Origin of the sequence: Mycobacterium heidelbergense, assembly GCF_010730745.1 — a bacterium.
In the GTDB taxonomy this organism is placed as follows: Bacteria; Actinomycetota; Actinomycetes; order Mycobacteriales; family Mycobacteriaceae; genus Mycobacterium; species Mycobacterium heidelbergense.
On record NZ_AP022615.1, the window covers coordinates 496,310 to 518,381 of the forward strand.

Consider the following 22,072-nt stretch of genomic DNA (forward strand, 5'->3'; position numbering starts at 1 on the left):
GATGAACTGCAGGGCGTGCTGACAGGCGATCGGGAGGGCCGTCGGCCCCGGGTGTGTCGGCGTGGTTATGCGGTGCCGGTGGCAGGGTTGACCTGGTCGGCGGGTTCGGTTCCGGCGGATCGGACTTCGATGCGATCACCGGCGAGATGGGCCAGCAGCGCGGCGGCCATTTGGGAGCGCCCCGCGTTGTGCACACAGACGAACAAAACGCTAGGTGTGACGCTCATCCGTGGGCGCTCCTCGAGGAATCGACGACGGCGCGTGTGGGATCCAGGCGTGGTCGCAGAGCCAGCGATACATAGACCAAGGCGACCAGCACTGGCACTTCGATCAAGGGTCCGACGACGCCGGCCAGGGCTTGGCCGGAGGTGGCGCCGTAGGTGGCGATCGCCACGGCGATCGCCAGCTCGAAGTTATTGCCGGCGGCGGTGAACGCCAAGGTGGTAGTGCGCTCATACCCCAAGCCGAGCGCACCACCCAGAAGGTAGCCGCCGACCCACATGATGGCGAAATACCCCAAAAGCGGCACCGCGATGCGGGCGACATCCCATGGCCGGGTGGTGATTTGATGGCCTTGCAGGGCGAACAGGATCACGATGGTGAACAGCAGCCCGTAGAGTGCCCAGGGCCCGATGGTGGGCAGATAGCGGGTCTCATACCAGGTGTGGCCCTTGGCTTTTTCACCGAATCGGCGTGACAGATAACCAGCCGCCAGGGGGATGCCCAGGAAAATAAGCACGGATTTGGCGATCTGCCATGGCGAGGCGGAGATCGTGGTCTGGGGTAGGTGCAGCCAGCCAGGCAGCACCGAGAGGTAGAACCAGCCCAGTGCGGCGAAGGCGAGGACCTGGAAGATCGAGTTCAGCGCGACCAGCACGGCGGCGGCTTCGCGGTCTCCGCAGGCCAGGTCGTTCCAGATGATGACCATGGCGATGCAGCGGGCCAGCCCAACAATAATCAGCCCGGTGCGGTATTCGGGTAGGTCTGCCAACAGCAGCCAGGCCAGCGTGAACATCATCGCGGGGCCCAACACCCAGTTCAGCAGCAGCGAACTGATCAGCAGCCGGCGGTCGCTGGTGACGGTGTCCAGGCGGTCGTAGCGGACCTTGGCCAGCACTGGATACATCATGATCAGCAGCCCCAGCGCGATGGGCAGCGAGATCCCCTCGATCTGCACTTTCTGCAACACGGTGTTGAAGCCGGGCACCCAGCGCCCCAGCAGCAGCCCGGCAGCCATGGCGACCGCGATCCAGACCGGCAACAGCCGATCCAATGTGGAAAGCCGTGCCACCGAGGAGGTTTGAGCAACGGCGGTCTCAATCATGGGATGCTTCCGTGCACTCAGTCACCGGTCCGGGGCTGGGCGGGGCTGGTGCCGAAGGTATCGGAGTCGGCCAACACGGTGTAAACCTCCCAGCGTTCACCGTCAGGCCCGGTCACCCACACCTTGTCCTGGGTCGCGAAACAACAGGTGGTGCCGATCTCCTCCTCGGTGAACATCTGGGCGTCGGTGAGCCGGGCGATCTCGGCGTGCACCACCTCGCCGGATTCGACCTCGACCCCGAGATGATTCAGCGACCCGCCCTGGCCCGCGTTTTCCAGCAGCACCAGCTTCAGCGGCGGATCGGCGATCGCAAAGTTCGCGTAGCCGGGCTTGCGTTTGGCCGGCTCAGTGTTAAACAGCTTGGAGTAGAACGTGATTGCCTCATCGAGATCATCGACGTTAAGGGCCAGTTGAACGCGTGACATGGCCGTAGCCTCCAAGGTGTGAGACATATATCGAACTAGTGGCACGGCCCAGCATTCCCACCTTTTCGATATATGTCAATCTCTGTGGCAGGATGGTGTGATGCCTAAAGCGTTGCCGGTCATCGATACGACGGCGCCGGTGTGTTGCGCCCCGGTGGCCTCAGGTCCCATGAGCGATGCCGATGCGTTGGCGATCGCGTTGCGACTCAAAGCGCTGGCCGATCCGGTGCGGGTCAAGATCATCTCGTACCTGTTCAGTTCATCTGCAGGTGAAGAGATTTCCGGCGAGCTGGCGGCGGTGCTAGAACTCAGTGAATCGACGGTCAGCCATCATCTGACGCAATTGCGCAAGGCGGGTCTGGTGATCTCGGATCGGCGCGGGATGAACGTGTTCCATCGCGTCCGCCCGGATGCGTTGCAGGCGTTATGCGCCGCGCTGGACCCAAACTGCTGCTCCTAGTTGCCCTACGGCCGCCGGATGGCTAGGGCGTGGATATGCGGGTTCCGCAGTCTGGGCATCGGCGGGCCTGGGTGCCGAGGAGGGCTTCGATTGTTGGCAGATCGTCGCGGTGGTGTGTGCAGGCCTGTCGGACCAGGTAGGTCCGGATGGTGTCGATGATGAACTGTGCCCGCTCAACGGGGGTTGTCCCGTAGCCCTCGATATCGGTGGTGCCGTAGGCGATGACGTCACCTTCGTCCCGACAACGCGGACGAAGCGCCCGCTGGGCCCGCACATCGAGTTCGATGCGCCACTCGGCGTGGCGCTCGCGGAAGAAAAGCGGTGGCGGCCTGATCGTCGGCTTTGATCTGCTGGCCTTCTGGTGATACCCAGAACGCTTTGATGTCGTCGAGCCTGTCGTGGAATGCGCGGCGACGCAGTGCTGCTCAATCTTTTGGGCAGGTCTCGGCGGCTCGCTGCAACACCGGAACCCGACTTGGCTCGGGTTAGTGTGCGCGTCGGCGCGGATCGGTGTTGCGGGTTTGGATTGTCAGGGTGCGGTTGCTGCGGGTAGCGCGAACGACATTCTTGATGCCCCACCCCGTTTCAGCATCGACACGATGCTGCTCACCAATCTAGTTGGTGGTGGGTGGTGGTTGGGGTTGGAAGGGGTCATACCACCACCAGTCGGCGCGTTCGCCGAGGGGCCCGGGACACGGCGGCACAACGGGCGCCGGGAGGGTGGGTGGGCGCGCGAGTGATCCTGGGTGCAGCACTCGCCCGGCGCGGTCGGTGACGATGAGCTGGTCTGCGGGCCCGGTCAGGGTGATAACACCCTGGTGGTGCAGTCGATGGTGATACGGACAAACCAGCACCAAGTTGGCTAACTCGGTGGGCCCGCCGTCCTCCCAATGCCGCAAATGATGCGCATGCAAACCACGGGTCGCCCCGCAGCCGGGCACCACACACGTGCGGTGGCGATACTCAAGGGCGCGGCGCAACCGCCGGTTAATCTGACGGGTCGACCGCCCGGCCCCGATCGGCTGCCCATCGCGTTCGAACCAGACCTCACACGTGGCCTCACACGTCAGATAGCGGCGTTCGGCGTCGCTGAGCAACGCACCCAGATGCAGCGCCGCAGCACGCTGGGCCACATCGAGGTGCACCACCACCGTGGTGTGCTGCCCGTGCGGGCGCCGCGTCGCCTCGGCATCCCACCCCGCCTCAACCAGGCGCAAAAACGCCTCACCCGTGGTAGGCAACGGAGGCACCCGATCACCGGCGCGGTCCTCATCGCCGTGATCCTGCTTCCACTGCGCGAACAGCGCTTCCCGGTGAGACGCCAACGCCGCCTCGAACACCGCCGCCTCGGGATGGGCAAGTTTGATCCGCCACCAACTGAACTGCTCATTGCTGGTCTTGGTGATCACCGGCCGCAGGTCGGGCTCCAGCTCGGGTCCGGGTTCAGGGCGCGGTTCGAGCTTGACCGCGGTACGCAACTGATTGACCGTGGCGACCGCGGCCAGCTGCGCGTAATGCCCATCCGAGCCCTCACCCGCCCGCGCCGCGATCACCCCGACCTGATCCAACGACAACCGACCCTCGACCATCCCCGCCGCGCACCGCGGAAACTCCGGCAGCCGACGCGCCACCGTCGCGATCGCGTGCGCATTGGCCGACGAGGCACCCAGCTTCCAGGCCACCAACGCCGCCACCGAACGCGCACCAGTCATCCCACACAACTCATCACGCTCAATCTCAGCGACGATCTGCACAATGCGCCCATCAATCGCATTACGCTGACCCGCCAACTCCGCCAACTCCTCAAACAACACGTCCAAGCGCTCAGCAGGACTCAGCGCCACAGCAGACGAAGCGGTCAACGACATAACTTCATCATCACAGCCCGGTACGACAACCCCCGGCCACCCGGACACCCCCAGCAGCCCAAAACCGAAAAGCACCAGGTCAACCCGCTGCAACCACCGCCAACCCCGAAGCGAGCCAGGCAGGTTATCGGGCAGCGCTGGTACCAGTTCGGCTTGTGTCGGCCTCAACGGGTAACCCCGAACGGGCAACGAAAGCGTCCTGACATTCCATCGGCGGTCAACCCTTTGGGCAGGTCTCGGCGGCTCGCTGCAACACCGGAACCGACGGGGCATCGACGGGAAGTCCATAGCCGCGCAGCACCGCGATGAACTGCAACGCGTACTGGCAATAAAACGCCTTGTTGGGCGGCATCCACAATGCCGGCTGCTTGTCGCCTTTATCTTGATTCGCCTGGCCTTGCACCGCAAGCAGATTGGCGGGGTCATTGGCGAACCGGACCCGCATTTCGGGAGTCCAATTCCACGCCCCTTGGTCCCAGCTGTACGACAACGGCACGATGTGGTCGATTTGAACAGCCTCACCGGTATGTGCGCCGCGCACAAACGCGATCGCGTCATTGGTGTACGGATCGTGCAGCGTCCCCGTGGCAACGGCATCGGGGCAACGCTTGATCGACACATATGTCTTGTCGACCAAGTCACGGTTCAGAATGTCGTCACGGGTATCACATCCGTTGTGCCCACCCGGTGCGTCGTTTTCGTCCGTCCAGGCGTCACCGAACGCCGACCGCAGGTAGTCATAGCGGTGCAGCCGAAGCGGCACCACGGCGATACCCGCCAGCACGTCGGCGCCCGGTTGCACTGTCGGAACATCAGCGCGGGCGGCGACTTCGGCGCGCCTGGCCGCCGACGATCCCAGCGTCTGATAGGCGACCAGCACCGCGAGCACGGCGGCCGCCGACAACCACAGCAACAATCTCCGGTTCAAGACTTGTCCAGGTATTCGATTCGGTCGGTGTCGGTGAATCGCGCCGCCAGCGAGGCGAGTTCGGGATTGGCGGGATCCTGCTCGTACGCCCGCGCACAGAACTCGCGGGCGGCTTCGATGAACGTCCCGTGCTCGGCCAGCGACAACAGCCGCAGGGTGATTGCCCTGCCGGATTGGTTGCGGCCCAGCACATCTCCTTCGCGGCGCTCCTTGAGGTCCAGGTCGGCCAGGGCGAAGCCGTCCATGGTCTCGGCGACGGCACACAGCCGCCGGCCGGCCGGCGATCCCGGGGGCACCCAGCTGGCCAGCAGGCACAGGCTCGGGTGCTCGCCGCGGCCGATGCGGCCGCGCAGCTGATGCAATTGGCTGATCCCGAACCGGTCGGCGTCCATGACCAGCATGACCGTGGCGTTGGGGACGTCGACGCCCACCTCGATCACCGTGGTGCACACCAGCACGTCGATCTCACCGGCGCGGAAGGCGGCCATGGCGGCGTCTTTTTCGTCGGCCGGCAGCCGTCCGTGCATCAGCCCGAGCCGCAGGTTCGCCAGCTCACCGGAATACAGTCGCGCGAAAAGGCCCTCGGCGGTGGCCGACGGGCGGGCGGGTTTTTTCTTATCGGTGCCCCCGGTCTTGTCGGCGTCATCGGTGTCGTCGCTCTCGCCTGTTTTGTCGGTCTCGTCGATCCGGGGCGCCACCACGTAGGCCTGGCGCCCGTTGGCGACCTCCTCGATGATGCGCCGCCAGGCGCGGTCGAGCCAGGTGGGTTTGTCGCCGACGAAGATGACGTTGGTGGTGATCGGCTGGCGTCCGCGCGGAAGTTCGCGCAGCGTCGAGGTTTCCAGGTCGCCGTACACGGTCAGCGCGACGGTGCGCGGTATCGGCGTCGCCGTCATCACCAAAAGGTGCGGCGTGATGCCGGCACGAGCCTTGGCGCGCAACTGATCTCGCTGCTCGACGCCGAAACGGTGTTGCTCGTCGACCACCACCATGCCCAGGTTGTGGAATTCGACCGCGTCCTGCAGCAGCGCGTGGGTGCCGATGACGATGCCGACCTGGCCACTGGCGACCTCGGCGCGGACCTGCTTTTTCTGCGCGGCCGTCATGGAGCCGGTCAGCAACGCCACCCGGCTGGAGTCCTCGGGCCCGCCCAGCTGCCCGCCCATCGCCAACGGCCCGAGCACGGTGCGGATCGACAGAAGATGTTGTGCGGCAAGCACTTCGGTCGGGGCCAGCAGGGCGCACTGGTAGCCGGCGTCGACCATCTGCAGCATCGCCAGCACCGCGACGATCGTCTTGCCGGACCCCACCTCACCCTGCAGCAGGCGATTCATCGGACGGTTCGCCGCCAGGCCGTCGGACAGCACCCCGAGCACCTCGCGCTGCCCGGCCGTCAGCTCGAATGGCAACCGCCGCAACAGTTCCGCGGCCAGTCCGTCGTCCCGGGGCGGCGCCGGGGGCCCGGATTCCGACAGTTCACCGTGGCGGCGGGCGACCAGCGCCCACTGCAGGCCGACGGCCTCGTCGAACGTCAATCGCTCACGCGCACGCCGGCGTTCGTGCTCGTCCTCGCAGAGATGGATCGCGCGCAGCGCCTCGTCCTCGGAGATCAGGCCGAGCCGGGTACGCAGGTCGGCGGGCAGCGGATCGGGCACGGGATCGAGCACGTCGAGCACGAGTCGCACACAGGCGAAGATGTCCCAGCTCTGCAGCTTGGCGCTGGCCGGATAGATCGGGAAGAAGTGGCGTTGATACGCGTCCGCGACCTCTTCGCCGCTGGCGTGCGAGGCGACGGCGATCTTGTTCAGCGACCGGGTGCCGTACTTCTTGCCGCCCGGCGACTCGAGGATGAGAAACGCCGGATGCGTCAGCTGCATGGCGCCCCGGAAGTATCCGATTTCCCCCGACAGCATCACCTTGGTGTCTTTGACGAGGTCCTGCTTGAGGTAGTTGGCGTTGAAGAATGTGGCGGTCACCTTGCCGCGGCCGGATCCGACGGTGATGCGGTGACACATCCGCCTCCGGTCCTTCTTCATCGGAAACGTCTCCGCCGCCGTGATCGTGTCGACGATCGTGATGTGCTGGCCCTCTTCCGGCCGCTCGTCCCCGGCGCCCCACCGGGCCGCGCCTTCGGTGTAGCTGCGCGGGTAGTGGCGCAGCAGGTCGTCAACGGTCCGGATACCGAATATCTCGTCGAGGGGCGCCGCGGCCTTGGCACCCACGACGTAGTCGAGCCGGTCGGACAGCGTCGCCACCGCTACTCGACCCCGATCAGCAGGACGTCGCCCCGGTGGCCGGTGCGGTAGGTCATCAGCTCGGTGCCCGGATGATGGTCGTGCACGTGGTCTTCCAGGATGTCGCCCACGGCGGTCGCGTCGGCGTCCTCGTCGATCCCGGCGCCGATCAGCACGGTCACCAAATCACCGCCCGAGGCCAGCAGCAGATCGAGCAGGCCGATCGCCGCCCCGGCCGCGTCGGCGGCCACGATGAGGACCTCGTCGCCCGCGATGCCCAGGCCGTCGCCGGGCTGACAGCGACCGGCCCAGGTCAGGGCGCTCTCGGTGGCGATGCGCACCGACCCGTGCCGGGCGGCGCCGGCGGCGCGCGCCATCGTGAAGCCGTCGTCGACCGCCGGCCTGTCCGTTTCGTGCACGGCCAGGGCGGCCAGCCCCTGCACCATCGACCCCGTCGGGATCGGCACCACGTCGATCCCCCAGCCGATCGCCGCCGTGCAGCCGGCCACCAGCTCCTCGGCGGCCACGTAGCCGTTGGGCAGCACCATCACCTGCGCGGCGCCGGTGTCGACCACGGCCCGCATCAGCCGGTGGGCGCTGATCCCGGCCTGCGGATCGGGCCGCAGCACGCAGGCGCCCTCGCTGGAGAACAGCTCGGCGGCGCCGTCGCCGTCGACGACGGCCAGCACGGCCCGTTCCCGCGTCCAGCCGCCCGCCGGCAGTCCGGCGGCCCCGGAGCTCAGCGCCGAGATGACGATCCGGCTGAGTCGTCCCGCCGCCAATCCCGCCTCGACGGCGGCCCCGGCGTCGTCGGTGTGCACGTGCACGGAGTAGCTGTCGGGCGTGTCGGATTCCCGCGCGGCCGCCGCCGCGATGGCGACCGATTCGCCGAGTTCGTCGAGCCGGTTCCGCAGCGCATCCGCCGCGCCGGCATCGCAGCCATCCAGCCGGTACATCACCTCGAATTGCGGCGCCGGGTGCCCGGCGACGGCCGGTGGCCGCGGCGCGCGCGGCGACGGCTCGTATACCGTGCGGGCGGGCGCCGGCCCGGCAACGGTGGAGCGCAGCGCGTCCAGCAGGACGAGCAGGCCACGCCCGCCGGCGTCCACCGCACCGGCCTCGGCGAGGACCTCGAGCTGCTCGGGCGTCTTCTCCAGCGCGACCACCGCGGCGTCGCCGGCGGCGGTGATCGCCGGGGCCAGCCCCTCGCCGGCGCACTCGTCCACGGCGTCGGCGGCGGCCCGCAAGACCGAGACGATGGTGCCCGGCACCTCCTCGCCGCCCATCGACGTGATGACCAGCTCGACGCCGCGCCGCAACGCCGACCCCAGGACGACGGCGTCCATGTGGGGCAGTTCACCGCCGGAGTCGGCCGCCGCGACGGCGGTGACGTCGGCGATGCCGCGCAGGATCTGCGACAGGATCACGCCGGAATTGCCGCGGGCGCCGTTCAGCGCGCCCGCCGACAGGGCCGCGGCCGTCCGGGCGACGCACCCGGAGCCGTCGGAGCTTGCCCCCGCATTCGCCTCCGCCAGCGCCGAGCGCATGGTGAACAGCATGTTGGCGCCGGTGTCGGCGTCGGCGACCGGGAACACGTTGAGCCGGTTGATCTCGTCGATGTGGGTGATCAGGTCGCTGACGGCGGTGTGCGCCCAGTCCCGGAGGGTCACCGCGTCCAGCAGGCGGTCCTGCGACGCGTTCGGCGTGCCCGGAGCGCCCAAGCGACCCACCTCCTCCGCGCCAGCCTCCCGGTGGGCGCCAGCGTAGCCCGCACCGACACGCGCGGCGCCCGGCCGCGCGGGAGCGGGCGCCCGCCGGCCCATTGAGCCTAGCCAGAGGGGCCGACATCGCCGCTCCTGCACCGCGGGGCGGCCGGCGATCGTTTTGGTGGTTGCCCACCACAGTCGGTATCCTGGGCTGGCCCGGGTCGATCCCGGGTCGTCCCCGGCCCGCCCAGATCCGTCCCCGCGTGCCGGACCCGGTGAACAGTTGAGGAGCTTGAACGATGGCCGCTGTGTGCGATATCTGCGGGAAAGGCCCCGGCTTCGGCAAGTCGGTGTCGCACTCCCACCGCCGCACCAGCCGCCGGTGGGACCCCAACGTCCAGACCGTGCACGTCGTGACGCGACCGGGCGGCAACAGGCAGCGGCTCAACGTCTGCACGTCCTGCATCAAGGCCGGCAAGGTCGTCCGCGGCTAGCCGGCGCGGGCGGTCATCTCGGTCAGGGCAGCCGCCAATCGATCGGGTCGGCCCCCATTCCCACGAGCAACTCGTTGGCGCGGCTGAACGGCCGCGAGCCGAAGAACCCGCGCGACGCGGACAGCGGAGACGGGTGCGGCGACTCGATCGCGACGCAATCGCCCTCGGCCAGCATCGGCTTGAGCGTCGACGCGTCGCGGCCCCACAGGATCGCCACCATCGGCCGCGACCGCGCGACCAGCGCCCGGATCGCGCGCTCGGTGACCGCTTCCCAGCCCTTGCCCCGGTGCGACGCCGGGTTGCTGGGCCGCACCGTGAGCACCCTGTTCAACAGCAGCACCCCACGCTGCGCCCAGGGCGTCAGGTCGCCGCACGAGGGCTGCGGATAGCCCAGGTCGGTGGAGTATTCGCCGAAGATGTTCTCCAGGCTGCGGGGCAGCGGACGCACCTCGGGCGCCACCGAGAAGCTCAGGCCCACGGCGTGCCCGGGCGTCGGGTAGGGATCTTGCCCGACGATCAGGACCCGCACCTGGTCGAACGGAAAGGTGAAGGCGCGCAACACGTTCGGGCCCGCGGGCAGGTACCTGCGCCCGGCCGCGATCTCGGCCCGCAGAAACTGCCCCATCTGCGCGACCTGGTCCGCGACCGGTTCCAGCGCGGCCGCCCAGCCCGGCTCGACGAGTTCGCTCAACGGGCGTGCGGTCATCGCAATCCCTTCACCGGTAGCACCACCGTGTCGGTGGATGGTCACCGCGCCACCCTAGCTCCCACTCCGATGCCCACTTCCTCCTCGGGCCTCAAGCGGCCCGCATCGTCACCGGGCGAAAGACTGCCAGCCGGCATACCCGCTCCACTCCCGTCCGTCGACGAGCACCCGGGCCGGCCCGTCGAACACCCGCCCGATGACCCGCCACCCGGCCGGCGCCGGCCCGGCGAAACAGGCCGCCAGCGCGTGGTCTTCGCCGCCGCCCAGCACCCACGGCCAGGGGTCGGCGCCCACGGCGGCGGCGGCCGCGGTCAGCGCGTCATGGTCGGCGCGCAGCGCCGCGGTGGACACATCGATGCCCACGCCCGACGCGTCGGCGACGTGCCGCAGGTCGGCGATCAGGCCGTCGGAGACGTCGATCATCGCCCGCGCGCCGGCGGCCGCGGCCGCCGCCCCCTGGCCATAGGGCGGCCGCGGCACCACATGGCGCCGCCGCAGTTCGTCGAACCCATCAATATCGTTGTGCCACAACGCATATCCGGCGGCCGAGCGGCCCAGTTCCCCGACGACGGCGAGCACCGAGCCGGCTTCGGCACCGGACCGCGGCACCGGCGCGCGGCCGTCCAGGTCGCCCAACACCGTCACCGACAGCACCCACTGCGGGCAGCTGACCAGGTCGCCGCCGGCGATGCCGGCGCCGATTCGCCCGGCCTCGTCCCACATCCCGTCGGCCAGCGCGTCCACCTGCGCCGCCGGCGTGTCACCGGGTGCCCCGAAGCCGACCACGAACGCCGTGGCCCGCGCGCCCATCGCCTCGATGTCGGCGGCGTTCTGGGCGATCGCCTTGCGGCCGACGTCGTGGGGCGTCGACCAGTCCAGCCGAAAGTGCCGATCCTGTACCAGCACATCGGTCGACACCACGGCGCGGCCGTCGCCGGCGGACACCACCGCCGCGTCGTCGCCGGGCCCGAGCAGGACCGCGGCGGGCTGTCGGCGGCCCCGCACCAACCGGTCGATGACCGCGAATTCGCCGAGCTGCGCCAGCGTCGGGCCGTCCCCCGCAGTGTTATCGCGCAACGCCACCTCCTCGGCCGCATCCGGCCCGGGCCAGTGTATGAGAATCGAACGGTGGCCAGGCGGGTGACGGGCGATTCCGACGGGCCGCCGCGCGCACTGATCATCGCCGCGGCGGCGCTGGCCGTCGCGGCGATCGGCGTCATCCTGGTCATCGCGGCCACCCGCCAGGCCCCGCCGCGACCGGTCGCCCTTCCCGCCGTCGCGGCCCCGCGGGCCGGCAATCCCGCGTGCCGGGCGCTGACGCAGGCGCTGCCGCAGCGGCTCGGGGACTATCAGCGCGCGCCCCTCGCGCAACCCGCGCCCGAGGGCGCGTCCGCCTGGCGGGCCGCGCGCGACGGCGAGCCGGTGGTGTTGCGCTGCGGGCTCGACCGCCCCGCCGACTTCGTCGTGGGATCTCCGCTGCAGGTCGTCGATCGGGTGCAGTGGTTCGAGGTGGCCGCCGGACCCCAATCCGCCGCCGAAGCGGGCAGATCCACCTGGTACACGGTGGACCGGCCGGTGTACGTGGCGCTTACGCTGCCGCCGGGTTCGGGGCCGACGCCGATCCAGGAGCTCTCCGAGGTGATCGACCGGACCCTCGCGGCGGTGCCCATCGACCCGGCGCCCGCCCGATGACGGCAGTTACCGCAGGCCCACGCCGCGGGCCAACGCCGTCTCGACCATGGTCGCCAGCAGGGTGGGATAGTCGATGCCGCTGGCCGCCCACATCCGCGGGTACATCGAGATCGTGGTGAACCCCGGCATCGTGTTGATCTCGTTGATGATCGGACCGTCGTCGGTGAGGAAGAAGTCGACCCGGGCCAGACCCTGGCAGTCGATGGCGCGGAACGCCCGGATCGCCAACTGGCGCATGGCGTCGGCGATGTCGTCGTCGACCTTGGCGGGCACGTCCAATTCGGCCGCGTCGTCGAGGTATTTCGTCGCGAAGTCGTAGAACGAGTCCTCCCGTCCCCGCACCCCGGCCACCCGGATCTCGCCCAACGTGCTGGCTTCCACTGTGCCGTCGGGCATTTCGAGCACGCCGCATTCCAGCTCGCGCCCGTTGATCGCCGCCTCGACGATCACTTTCGGGTCGTGCCGGCGGGCGTTGGCGACCGCGGCGGGCAGTTCGTCCCAGCTCGCGACGCGGCTGACGCCGATCGACGAGCCGCCCCGCGCGGGCTTGACGAACGCCGGCAAGCCCAGCCGCTCGCGCTCCTCGAGACCCAGCGCCGCCCGGGACGGGCGCAGCACCGCGTGCGGGCCGATCGGAAGCCCCTCGGCGGCGAGCAACTTCTTGGTGAACTCCTTGTCCATGCCCGCGGCGCTGGCCAGCACGCCGGCGCCGACGTAGGGCACACCGGCGAGTTCGAGCAGCCCCTGGACGGTGCCGTCCTCGCCGTACGGGCCGTGCAGCACCGGAAACACCACGTCGACGGACGCCAAGACCTCTCCAGCGTTGGGGCCGGCGCCGGGCGACACCAGCTGGCCGCCGCGGCGCGGATCGGCCGGCAGGGCCAGCTCGGTGCCCGATTCGGCGGTCACCTCGGGCAGCCGCCGGTCGGTGATCGCGAGCGCGTCCGGATCGCCGTCGGTGAGCACCCAGGAGCCTTCCGGGGTGATCCCGATCGCCATCACCTCGAATCGCCGCGGGTCGAGATTGCGCAGGATGCTGCCCGCGGACACGCAGGAGATGGCGTGCTCGCCGCTGCGCCCGCCGAAGACGACGGCGACGCGCACGCGGTCGCTGGCATTCACAACCTGGAGAGGCTACCGGGTGAACGGCCCCCGGCGCGGGTGCCGGGCCGCTAGCTGGGGTTCTGCCGCCTCGGGCTCATTCGGGCTTGGTGCTGCGGCCGAGCAGCAGCGCCATCGCCTCGTCCACCAAAAGCCCCTTGTGGCAGACCCGGTGCACGGCGTCGGTGAGCGGCATTTCGACGTCGTAGCTGGACGCCAGCGCCAGCACCGACTCGCACGACGTCACCCCCTCGACGACGTGCCCATCCCTCGCCCGCATCGCCGACTCCATGGTCCCGCCGCGGCCCAGGCGTTCGCCGAAGGACCGGTTGCGCGACCGCGGCGACGTGCAGGTGGCTACCAGGTCGCCGACGCCGGCCAGGCCGGCCAGCGTCGCGCCCTTGGCGCCGAGCGCTATCCCCAGCCGGCTGATCTCCGCCAGGCCGCGGGTGATGATCGCCGCCGCGGTGTTCTCGCCGAGCCCGACGCCGGCCGCCATCCCGCAGGCTAGCGCGATGACGTTCTTGCAGGCCCCGCCGATCTCGGTGCCGACCACGTCGCTGTTGGTATAGGGGCGGAAGTACCCGCTGTTCAGCATGCGCTGCACGGCGACGGCGCGGCCCGAGTCGCTGCAGGCGACCACCGTGGCGGCGGGCTGGCATTGGGCGATCTCGCTGGCCAAGTTGGGCCCCGATATGACCGCCACCTGCGCCGCGCCCACGCCGGTCACCGACAGGATCACCTGGCTCATCCGCATGAGGGTGCCGAGCTCGATGCCCTTGGCCACGCTGACCAGGGTCGCGCCGTCGGCCAACAGAGGCGCCCACCGCTCGAGGTTGGCGCGCATGGTCTGCGCCGGCACCGCCAGCAGCACCGTCGTCGCGCCGGCCAGCGCCTCGTCCGCATCGGTGGTCGCGCGGATCCCCGGCGGCAGCAACGTGCCGGGCAGATAGGCGGGGTTGTACCGGGTGGCGTTGATCCGCTCGGCGACCTCGGATCGCCGGGCCCACAGCGTCACCTCCGCGTCCGGTCCCCCGGCGTCCACGAGCACCTTGGCCAGCGCCGTGCCCCAGGCACCGGCGCCCATCACCGCGACGGTTTCCGTGCCGGCCATCCACACACCCCCTCTTTTATCCCTCTTTTATCGATGCGTCACTACGGCCGCTAAACCCTAGACCAGCGACGGGCCGCCGTCACGCTGGCGTGACGCTCGCGTGCCGGCGTCACGCCAGCGTGACGCTCGCGGGGGACGCGCGACGCGCCGCTGGCAGGATGACGGCATGAGCGCCACACGGGCCGACGGTGCGGGGGACGGTGCGGGCGAGGTCGCCCTGATCATCGCCGTCAAGCGGTTGGCCGCCGCCAAGACCAGGCTGGCACCGGTGTTCTCGGCGCGCACCCGGGAGACCGTGGTGCTGGCCATGCTGATGGACACCCTGGCCGCCGCGGCGCGCGTCGGCGCGCTGGGCTCGATCACCGTCATCACGCCCGACGAGGCCGCGGGGGCCGCGGCGGCCGAGCTCGGAGCCAACGTGCTGGCCGACCCCACGCCCGAGGGCCACCGCGACCCACTGAACAACGCGATCGCCGCCGCGGAACGGGCGGTGGCCGGATCGTTCCCCAATACCGTTGTGCTGCAAGGTGATTTGCCCGCGTTGCAGACCCAGGAGCTGGCCGAGGCGATCGCCGCCGCGCGCCATCACCGGCGCAGCTTCGTCGCCGACCGGCTGGCCACGGGAACCTCCGCCCTGTGCGCGTTCGGGGCCGCGCTCGAGCCGCAGTTCGGGTCGGATTCGTGCGCGCGGCACCGCCGTTCGGGCGCGATCGAGCTGACGGGCGCGTGGCCCGGCCTGCGGTGCGACGTCGACACGCCCGCCGACCTGGTGGCCGCCCGCCGCCTCGGGGTCGGGCCGGCGACCGCGCGTGCCCTCGCGCAGCATTAACGACGCCGGCCCTCAGCAAACCTGTCCGGGGGATGAACGGCATGCCAACGGCGGATGGATGTCCTCCCGACGCTGGCAGCATCAGCGGGTGATGCGCGATGATCGCATGGTGACCGAAATCGACGCCGAGGCGCGCCTCGAAGAATCCGTATGGCAACCCAATGATTCGGCCGTGGCGGCACCGCCTGCCGCAACCCCCGTCGCGATCAATGACGCGCTGCCCGAGGACCGTTACCTCAACCGCGAACTGAGCTGGCTGGACTTCAACGCGCGCGTGCTGGCGCTGGCCGCCGACAACTCCCTGCCGCTGCTGGAGCGGGCCAAGTTCCTGGCGATCTTCGCGTCCAATCTCGACGAGTTCTACATGGTTCGGGTGGCCGGCCTCAAGCGCCGCGACGAGATGGGGCTGTCGGTCCGCTCGGCCGACGGGCTGACGCCGCGCGAGCAACTGGCCCGCATCGGCGAGCAAACTCAGCGAATCGCGACCCGGCACGCGCGGGTGTTCCTCGATTCGGTGCGACCGGCGCTGGCCGAGGAAGGCATCTACATCGTCACGTGGGCCGACCTGGAACAGGCTGAGCGCGACCAACTGTCGACGTATTTCAACGAGCAGGTCTTCCCCGTCCTGACGCCGCTGGCCGTCGACCCCGCTCACCCGTTCCCGTTCGTGAGCGGGTTGAGCCTGAACCTGGCGGTCACGGTGCGCCAACCCGAGGACGGCGGCCAGCACTTCGCCCGAGTCAAGGTGCCCGACAACGTCGATCGCTTCGTCGAACTCGACGGCCCCGGCGACACGAACGGCACCGAAGGGCGAACCATAATCCGCTATCTGCCAACGGAAGAGCTGATCGCGGCCTTCCTTCCGGCGCTCTTCCCCGGCATGGAGGTCGTCGAGCACCACGCGTTCCGCATCACCCGCAACGCCGACTACGAGGTTGAAGAGGACCGCGACGAAGACCTGCTGCAGGCGCTGGAACGGGAGTTGGCGCGCAGGCGGTTCGGATCGCCGGTGCGGCTCGAGATCGCCGACGACATGACCGAGAGCATGCTGGAATTGCTGTTGCGGGAACTCGATGTGAACCCCAGCGACGTCATCGAGGTCCCCGGGCTGCTCGACCTATCGTCGCTGTGGCAGATCTACGGCGTCGACCGCCCGGCGTTGAAAGACGACACCTGGGTTCCTGCCACCCATCCCGCGTTCGCCGACCGGGAAACGCCCAAGAGCATCTTCGCGACGCTGCGCGAAGGCGATGTGCTGCTTCATCACCCGTATGACTCGTTCTCCACCAGCGTGCAGCGATTCATCGAGCAGGCCGCCGCCGACCCCAACGTGCTGGCGATCAAGCAGACGCTGTACCGCACGTCCGGTGACTCGCCGATCGTCCGGGCGCTCATCGCCGCCGCCGAGGCCGGAAAGCAAGTGGTGGCAATGGTGGAGATCAAGGCGCGCTTCGACGAGCAGGCCAACATCCGTTGGGCGCGCACCCTAGAGCAGGCGGGCGTGCATGTGGTGTACGGCTACGTCGGACTCAAGACGCACTGCAAGACCTGCCTGGTGGTGCGCCGCGAAGGCCCGACGATCAGGCGGTACTGCCACATCGGGACCGGCAACTACAATGGCAAGACGGCACGGCTCTACGAGGACGTCGGCCTGCTCACGGCCGCCCCGGACATCGGGGCCGATCTGACCGACTTGTTCAACTCGCTCACCGGCTACTCGCGCAAGGTGTCCTACCGCAACCTGTTGGTTGCCCCGCACAGCATTCGCACCGGCATCATCGAACGCGTCGATCGCGAGATACAGGCCCACCGCGAAAGTGGTGGCGGCCGGATCCGGCTCAAAATGAACGCTCTCGTCGACGAGCAGGTCATCGATGCGCTGTATCGCGCGTCCAAGGCCGGTGTGCGGGTGGAGATAGTGGTGCGCGGCATCTGCGCATTGCGCCCGGGCGTGGAAGGCTTTTCGGAGAACATCTCGGTCCGCTCGATCCTCGGCCGGTTCCTGGAACACTCGCGGATCATTCACTTCAATCGCATCAACGAGTTCTGGATCGGCAGCGCCGACATGATGCACCGCAACCTCGACCGTCGCGTCGAGGCGCTGGTTCAGGTCAAGGACCCAAGGCTCACCGCGTATCTTGACGACCTGTTCGAGTCCGCGTTGAACCCGTCCACCCGGTGCTGGGAGCTCGGATCCGACGGGCAGTGGACCGCATCGCCACGGGATGGCCGCAGCGTTCGCGACCATCAGGAATCACTGATGGAGCTGCACCGGAGCGCCTGAGGCTATGTGGTAGCTTTCCAGGTCACGCCCACGGCCGGAGCGGCGCTAGCCGAATTGACCTGCAGGAGTTGAGTTGCCGACCCAGAGCTCGGGAAGCAAGGTCGTATTCGCCGCAGGCGCGGTGTTGTGGCGGCCACGCGGCGCCAACGATCCGAACCTCGAGATCGCCATGATCCACCGCCCCCGCTACGACGACTGGTCGCTCCCCAAGGGCAAAGTGGACCCCGGCGAGACGGCACCGGTCGCCGCGGTGCGGGAGGTATTCGAGGAGACGGGCCACCACGCCGCCCTCGGCCGGCGGCTTGACATGGTGAGCTATCCGATCGACTCACCCTCCCGAGGCGTCAAGAAGGTCTACTACTGGGCGGCGCGCAGCACCGGCGGGGAATTCACACCGGGCAGCGAGGTCGATGAGTTGGTGTGGCTGCCGGTCGCCGACGCGGTCAAAAGACTCGACTACGCGCACGATCGGAAGATGCTGCGCCACTTCGCAAAACATCCCGCGGACACGCATACCGTCCTCGTGGTCCGGCACGGCACCGCCGGCAGGAAGTCTCGGTTCTCCGGCGACGACACCAAACGACCGCTGGACAAGCGGGGACGGGCGCAGGCGGAGGCGCTGGTTCCGCAGCTGCTGGCATTCGGCGCCTCCGATGTGTATGCGGCCGACCGGCTCCGCTGCCACCAGACGGTGGAACCGCTCGCCGAGGAACTCGGTGTGACCGTGCACAACGAGCCCACCCTGACCGAGGAGGCCTACGCCAAGAACCCCAAACGCGGCCGCCACCGGGCGCTGCGCATCGCCGAGCAGGAAGGTACACCGGTGATCTGCACGCAGGGCAAGGTGATTCCGGATTTGATCGCGTGGTGGTGCGAACGCGACGGGGTGCGTTCCGATAAGTCGCGCAACCACAAGGGCAGCACGTGGGTGCTGTCGTTTTCGGCCGGGCGGCTGGTGGCGGCCGACCACATCGGCGGCGCGCTGGCCGCGAACGTGCGGGCCTAACACGCGAATACCCCCCGGGTGGCGTGCTGCCACCCCGAAGGGTATCCGCGTGGGGAACTTTCTACCTGCGGCCGCGCCGCGGGGCCGCCTTCTTGGCAGGAGCCTTGCTGGCCGGCCTCTTTGACGCCACCTTCTTGGCCGGAGCCTTGGTCGCGGCCTTCTTGGCCGGAGCCTTCTTGACGGGCGCCTTGGTCGCGGCCTTCTTGGCCGGAGCCTTCTTGACCGCCGCCTTCTTGGCCGGAGCCTTGGTCGCGGCCTTCTTGGCCGGAGCCTTCTTGACCGCCGCCTTCTTCGCGGGCGCCTTGGTCGCGGCCTTCTTGGCCGGAGCCTTCTTGACCGCCGCCTTCTTGGCCGGAGCCTTCTTGGCCGCCTTCTTGGCCGCACCGCCTGCCACTACACCACGTTTCACAGCCGGTCCTTCCGACGGGAGGCGCTGTGCGCCAGAGACAACCGCTTTGAATTGAGCACCGGGTCGAAACGCCGGAACCGATGTCGGCTTCACCTTTACCGTCTCGCCGGTACGCGGATTGCGGGCGACCCGCGCCGCACGCCGACGCTGTTCGAACACACCGAATCCGGTAATGGTGACGCTGTCGCCCTTGTGCACCGCGCGCACAATCGTGTCGACGACATTCTCGACAGCAGCGGTCGCCTGCCGACGGTCCGAGCCCAATTTCTGTGTGAGCACGTCAATGAGCTCTGCTTTGTTCATCCAAACCCTCCGAAGCTAGTGGTCCTCGTTTTCGAACCGACTAGCGAACACGGTAAACCCTCACCTAGCAAATTTCCAAGAGCCACGCGCAATTTCACGGCCAAGCAACAGATATTTTCGCAATCCGGTTGCCTCCCTTGACCGGTGGGGCGGCCCCAAAATGGGCCTCGCCGCCTCGGCCGCCGGAGCCGAAATCGCGCCCCGGCCGGCCCCTCAGAAGGCGGGCAGGGTGCGCGGTTTCCATTCCGCGCGCGCCGCCTCGAAAGCCTCGATTTCGTCGAGTTTCTGCAGCGTAAGGGCTATATCGTCAAGACCTTTGAGCAGCCGCCAAGCGGTGTGGTCGTCAATCTTGAACGGCAGCACCGCCGTTCCGGCGACGATATTTCGATCTTGAAGATTGACAGTAATTTCCAGGCCCGGACTGCCCTCGATGAGCTTCCAAAGAAGTTCCACACCATCTTGGCCGACTTCGGCCGCCAGCAGCCCCGCCTTGCCCGCGTTGCCCCGGAAAATGTCACCGAATCGAGACGAGATGACCACCCGGAACCCGTAGTCCATGAGCGCCCACACGGCATGCTCACGCGACGATCCGGTGCCGAAATCGGGCCCGGCGACCAGTACCGAGCCGCGGTCAAAGGGGCTGAGATTTAGCACGAATGAAGGATCCGACCGCCACGTCGCGAACAAGCCGTCCTCGAAACCGGTTCGGGTAACGCGCTTCAAATACGCCGCGGGAATGATCTGATCGGTGTCGACATTGGAGCGCCGCAGCGGCACGCCGATACCGGTATGGGTGTGAAAGGCTTCCATCGTCGTCCTCTATTCCAGGTATTTTCAGTTCAGGTCGGCCGGCGCGGACAGCCTGCCGCGTACCGCCGTCGCGGCCGCGACGGCCGGCGACACCAGATGGGTCCGGCCGCCCTTGCCCTGCCGCCCTTCGAAGTTGCGGTTGGACGTCGCCGCGCACCGCTCCCCCGGCTCGAGCTGATCGGGGTTCATGCCGAGGCACATCGAGCAGCCCGCCTGTCGCCATTCCGCCCCCGCGGCGGTGAAAACCTCGCCCAGCCCTTCGGCTTCGGCCTGCGCGCGCACCCGCATGGAGCCGGGAACGACGAGCATCCGCACCCCCTGGGCCACCGTGCGGCCGCGCAGCACGTCGGCCACCACCCGCAGGTCCTCGATACGGCCGTTGGTACAGGAGCCGACGAACACCGCGTCGACGGCGATGTCGCGCATCGGCATCCCGGGCCGAAGGCCCATATATGCCAACGCTTTCTCGGTGGACTGCCGTTCGGCGTCGTCGGTCATCAGCTCCGGATCCGGCACGGCCGCGTCCAACGGCACCCCCTGCCCGGGGTTGGTGCCCCAGGTGACGAACGGACTCAACTCCGCGGCGTCAAGGTAGACCTCGGTGTCGAAGGTGGCGCCGGGGTCGGTGCGCAGCTGCCGCCAGTGCTCCATCGCCGCGTCCCACTGCGCCCCCGTCGGCGCGTGTGGGCGCCCGCGCAAGTATTCGTACGTCGTCTCGTCCGGGGCGACCATGCCCGCCCGGGCGCCCGCCTCGATGCTCATGTTGCAGACCGTCATCCGGCCCTCCATGGACAGCGATTCGATCGCGGTGCCGCGATATTCGATGACATGACCCTGCCCGCCGCCGGTGCCGATCTTGGCGATCAGCGCAAGGATGATGTCCTTGGCCGTCACACCGGGCGGCAATTGCCCGTCGCCCCCCCCATCGACATTGACCGCCATCGTCTTGAAGGGCCGCAACGGCAACGTCTGGGTGGCCAGCACGTGCTCGACCTCCGAGGTGCCGATGCCCATCGCCAGCGCGCCGAACGCCCCATGCGTTGAGGTGTGACTATCGCCACACACGATCGTCATGCCCGGTTGGGTGAGGCCCAACTGCGGTCCGACGACGTGCACGATGCCCTGGTCGATGTCGCCCATCGGGTAGAGCCGGACACCGAATTCGGCGCAGTTGCGCCGCAAGGTCTCGACCTGCGTGCGCGACACCGGGTCGGCGATGGGCCTGTCGATGTCGATGGTGGGCACGTTGTGATCCTCGGTGGCCAGCGTCAGGTCGGGCCGCCGCACCGGGCGGCCGCTCAGCCGCAGGCCGTCGAACGCCTGCGGGCTGGTGACCTCGTGCACCAAATGCAGGTCGATGTAGATCAAGTCGGGCGCGCTCCCACCACCGGACGCCACAACGTGGTCGTCCCACACCTTTTCGGCCAGGGTGCGCGGCCCGGCGGCGTCGGATTTCATGTCGGCGTCCCTCATTCCCACTCATTCGCGGCTCGCCGATCCGGTCGGGCTAGGTGATCTCAGAATGCGAGACGCTAGTATCTTTCTATGAGACAGCATAGCGGCATCGGCGTCCTCGACAAAGCCGTGGTGGTGTTGCGGACGATCGCCGAATCCCCGTGCGGGCTGGCCGAACTGTGTGAACGAACCGGCCTGCCCAGGGCCACGACCTACCGGCTGGCGGCCGCGCTGGAGGTCCATCGCCTGCTGGCCCGCGACGACGAGGGCCGTTGGCGGCTCGGTCCCGCGCTCACCGAATTGGCCGGCCATGTCAACGATCCGCTGCTGGCGGCCAGCGCGGCCGTGCTGCCCGCGCTGCGCGAGACCACCGGGGAAAGCGTTCAGCTGTATCGCCGCGAGGGCACGTCGCGGGTGTGCGTGGCCGCCCTGGAACCCGCTGCGGGTCTTCGCGATACGGTTCCGGTCGGGGCGCGGCTGCCGATGACGGCGGGCTCGGGGGCCAAAGTGCTTCTCGCCTACAGCGACGCCGCCATCCAAAAGGCCGTGCTACCGGCGGCGAAATTCACCGACCGGGCGCTGGCCGAGGTCCGCCGGCGGGGTTGGGCGGAAAGCGTGGCCGAGCGTGAGCCCGGGGTGGCGAGCGTGTCGGCGCCGGTGCGCGACGGCCGCGGGGCGGTGATCGCGGCCGTGTCGGTGTCGGGGCCCATCGATCGAATCGGCCGCCGTCCCGGGGCGCGTTGGGCCGCCGAGTTGGTGTCGGCGGCCGAGGCGCTGACGCGCCGGCTCTAGCGTCCCGCCCGCCGGCTCGCTCGCCGGCTCGAGTGTGCATCCCGGGCGCCCACATCGCACATCCCCCGCCCTCAGCGCACATTGAAAGCCACCACTGCACACTCAACCGCGCGTGGCCTGACACACTGACCG

At 68.8% G+C, this 22,072-nt stretch carries 19 protein-coding genes and 1 pseudogene; 7 read left to right on the forward strand and 13 right to left on the reverse strand.

The window, feature by feature from the left end; translation table 11 throughout:
- Positions 1-68: 68 nt before the first annotated feature.
- Together arsB and G6N25_RS02305 are read right to left on the reverse strand one after the other, a co-directional pair.
- Positions 69-1,324: pseudogene (gene arsB / locus G6N25_RS02300) on the reverse strand (ACR3 family arsenite efflux transporter); the annotation flags it as partial.
- Positions 1,325-1,341: 17 nt separating this feature from the next.
- Positions 1,342-1,749: an ArsI/CadI family heavy metal resistance metalloenzyme gene (locus G6N25_RS02305; protein WP_083074579.1), complete on the reverse strand. Its 408-nt coding sequence runs from the start codon at positions 1,747-1,749 to the stop codon at positions 1,342-1,344.
- A 100-nt stretch (positions 1,750-1,849) separates the two neighbouring features.
- On the opposite strand from G6N25_RS02305, the gene G6N25_RS02310 reads away from it, so the two are divergent.
- Complete coding sequence (locus tag G6N25_RS02310; protein WP_083074578.1) at positions 1,850-2,209, forward strand: Rv2640c family ArsR-like transcriptional regulator; 360 nt, start codon at positions 1,850-1,852, stop codon at positions 2,207-2,209.
- Positions 2,210-2,823: 614 nt separating this feature from the next.
- On the opposite strand, the gene G6N25_RS02315 is transcribed toward G6N25_RS02310, so the two are convergent.
- The 4 genes from G6N25_RS02315 to G6N25_RS02330 form a co-directional block, all read right to left on the reverse strand.
- Positions 2,824-4,077 carry an HNH endonuclease signature motif containing protein gene (locus G6N25_RS02315; protein ID WP_163672342.1) on the reverse strand — a complete coding sequence of 418 codons (1,254 nt, stop codon included), beginning with the start codon at positions 4,075-4,077 and terminating at the stop codon, positions 2,824-2,826.
- A gap of 217 nt (positions 4,078-4,294) precedes the next feature.
- On the reverse strand, positions 4,295-5,005 hold the full coding sequence (locus G6N25_RS02320; RefSeq protein ID WP_083074694.1) for an HNH endonuclease family protein: 711 nt from the start codon (positions 5,003-5,005) through the stop codon (positions 4,295-4,297).
- Positions 5,002-7,260, reverse strand: a complete 2,259-nt coding sequence (recG, locus tag G6N25_RS02325; protein ID WP_083074693.1) for an ATP-dependent DNA helicase RecG — start codon at positions 7,258-7,260, stop codon at positions 5,002-5,004. The genes G6N25_RS02320 and recG overlap by 4 nt, the downstream gene beginning before the upstream one ends.
- A gap of 2 nt (positions 7,261-7,262) precedes the next feature.
- A complete protein-coding gene (locus tag G6N25_RS02330; RefSeq protein ID WP_372506916.1) occupies positions 7,263-8,918 on the reverse strand; it encodes a DAK2 domain-containing protein in 1,656 nt (551 codons plus the stop codon).
- Between the two features lie 326 nt (positions 8,919-9,244).
- Here G6N25_RS02330 and rpmB point away from each other — a divergent pair, with 326 nt between their 5' ends.
- Positions 9,245-9,439 carry a 50S ribosomal protein L28 gene (gene rpmB / locus G6N25_RS02335; protein ID WP_007171345.1) on the forward strand — a complete coding sequence of 65 codons (195 nt, stop codon included), beginning with the start codon at positions 9,245-9,247 and terminating at the stop codon, positions 9,437-9,439.
- 22 nt (positions 9,440-9,461) lie between these two features.
- Here rpmB and G6N25_RS02340 read toward each other — a convergent pair whose 3' ends face one another.
- Positions 9,462-10,145, reverse strand: coding sequence for a uracil-DNA glycosylase (locus tag G6N25_RS02340; RefSeq protein ID WP_083074692.1), 684 nt, complete (start codon positions 10,143-10,145; stop codon positions 9,462-9,464).
- Between the two features lie 108 nt (positions 10,146-10,253).
- Positions 10,254-11,228: a thiamine-phosphate kinase gene (locus G6N25_RS02345; protein ID WP_142272696.1), complete on the reverse strand. Its 975-nt coding sequence runs from the start codon at positions 11,226-11,228 to the stop codon at positions 10,254-10,256.
- A gap of 27 nt (positions 11,229-11,255) precedes the next feature.
- Between G6N25_RS02345 and G6N25_RS02350 the strand changes: the two genes are divergently transcribed.
- Complete coding sequence (locus G6N25_RS02350) at positions 11,256-11,837, forward strand: DUF3515 domain-containing protein (RefSeq protein ID WP_083074691.1); 582 nt, start codon at positions 11,256-11,258, stop codon at positions 11,835-11,837.
- Between the two features lie 6 nt (positions 11,838-11,843).
- Here the strand turns inward: G6N25_RS02350 and G6N25_RS02355 are convergent, their stop codons facing one another.
- A complete protein-coding gene (locus G6N25_RS02355) occupies positions 11,844-12,959 on the reverse strand; it encodes a D-alanine--D-alanine ligase family protein (RefSeq protein WP_083074690.1) in 1,116 nt (371 codons plus the stop codon).
- A 76-nt stretch (positions 12,960-13,035) separates the two neighbouring features.
- A complete protein-coding gene (locus G6N25_RS02360) occupies positions 13,036-14,052 on the reverse strand; it encodes an NAD(P)H-dependent glycerol-3-phosphate dehydrogenase (RefSeq protein ID WP_083074709.1) in 1,017 nt (338 codons plus the stop codon).
- A 166-nt stretch (positions 14,053-14,218) separates the two neighbouring features.
- Here G6N25_RS02360 and cofC point away from each other — a divergent pair, with 166 nt between their 5' ends.
- From cofC to mutT1, 3 genes are all read left to right on the forward strand, one after another.
- Complete coding sequence (gene cofC, locus G6N25_RS02365) at positions 14,219-14,881, forward strand: 2-phospho-L-lactate guanylyltransferase (protein ID WP_083074689.1); 663 nt, start codon at positions 14,219-14,221, stop codon at positions 14,879-14,881.
- Positions 14,882-14,969: 88 nt separating this feature from the next.
- Positions 14,970-17,165, forward strand: coding sequence for an RNA degradosome polyphosphate kinase (locus G6N25_RS02370; protein ID WP_083074688.1), 2,196 nt, complete (start codon positions 14,970-14,972; stop codon positions 17,163-17,165).
- Positions 17,166-17,238: 73 nt separating this feature from the next.
- Entirely contained in the window at positions 17,239-18,171 is a 933-nt protein-coding gene (mutT1, locus tag G6N25_RS02375; RefSeq protein WP_083074687.1) for an 8-oxo-(d)GTP phosphatase MutT1, read from the forward strand.
- 61 nt (positions 18,172-18,232) lie between these two features.
- On the opposite strand, the gene G6N25_RS02380 is transcribed toward mutT1, so the two are convergent.
- The 3 genes from G6N25_RS02380 to leuC form a co-directional block, all read right to left on the reverse strand.
- Positions 18,233-18,883 carry an HU family DNA-binding protein gene (locus G6N25_RS02380; RefSeq protein ID WP_083074686.1) on the reverse strand — a complete coding sequence of 217 codons (651 nt, stop codon included), beginning with the start codon at positions 18,881-18,883 and terminating at the stop codon, positions 18,233-18,235.
- Positions 18,884-19,096: 213 nt separating this feature from the next.
- Positions 19,097-19,693 (reverse strand): 3-isopropylmalate dehydratase small subunit, encoded by a 597-nt coding sequence (gene leuD, locus G6N25_RS02385; protein WP_083074685.1) that lies wholly within the window; start codon positions 19,691-19,693, stop codon positions 19,097-19,099.
- A gap of 24 nt (positions 19,694-19,717) precedes the next feature.
- Positions 19,718-21,151 (reverse strand): 3-isopropylmalate dehydratase large subunit, encoded by a 1,434-nt coding sequence (leuC, locus tag G6N25_RS02390; RefSeq protein ID WP_083074708.1) that lies wholly within the window; start codon positions 21,149-21,151, stop codon positions 19,718-19,720.
- 87 nt (positions 21,152-21,238) lie between these two features.
- Between leuC and G6N25_RS02395 the strand changes: the two genes are divergently transcribed.
- Positions 21,239-21,940, forward strand: coding sequence for an IclR family transcriptional regulator (locus G6N25_RS02395; protein WP_083074684.1), 702 nt, complete (start codon positions 21,239-21,241; stop codon positions 21,938-21,940).
- The last annotated feature ends 132 nt before the right edge of the window (positions 21,941-22,072 follow it).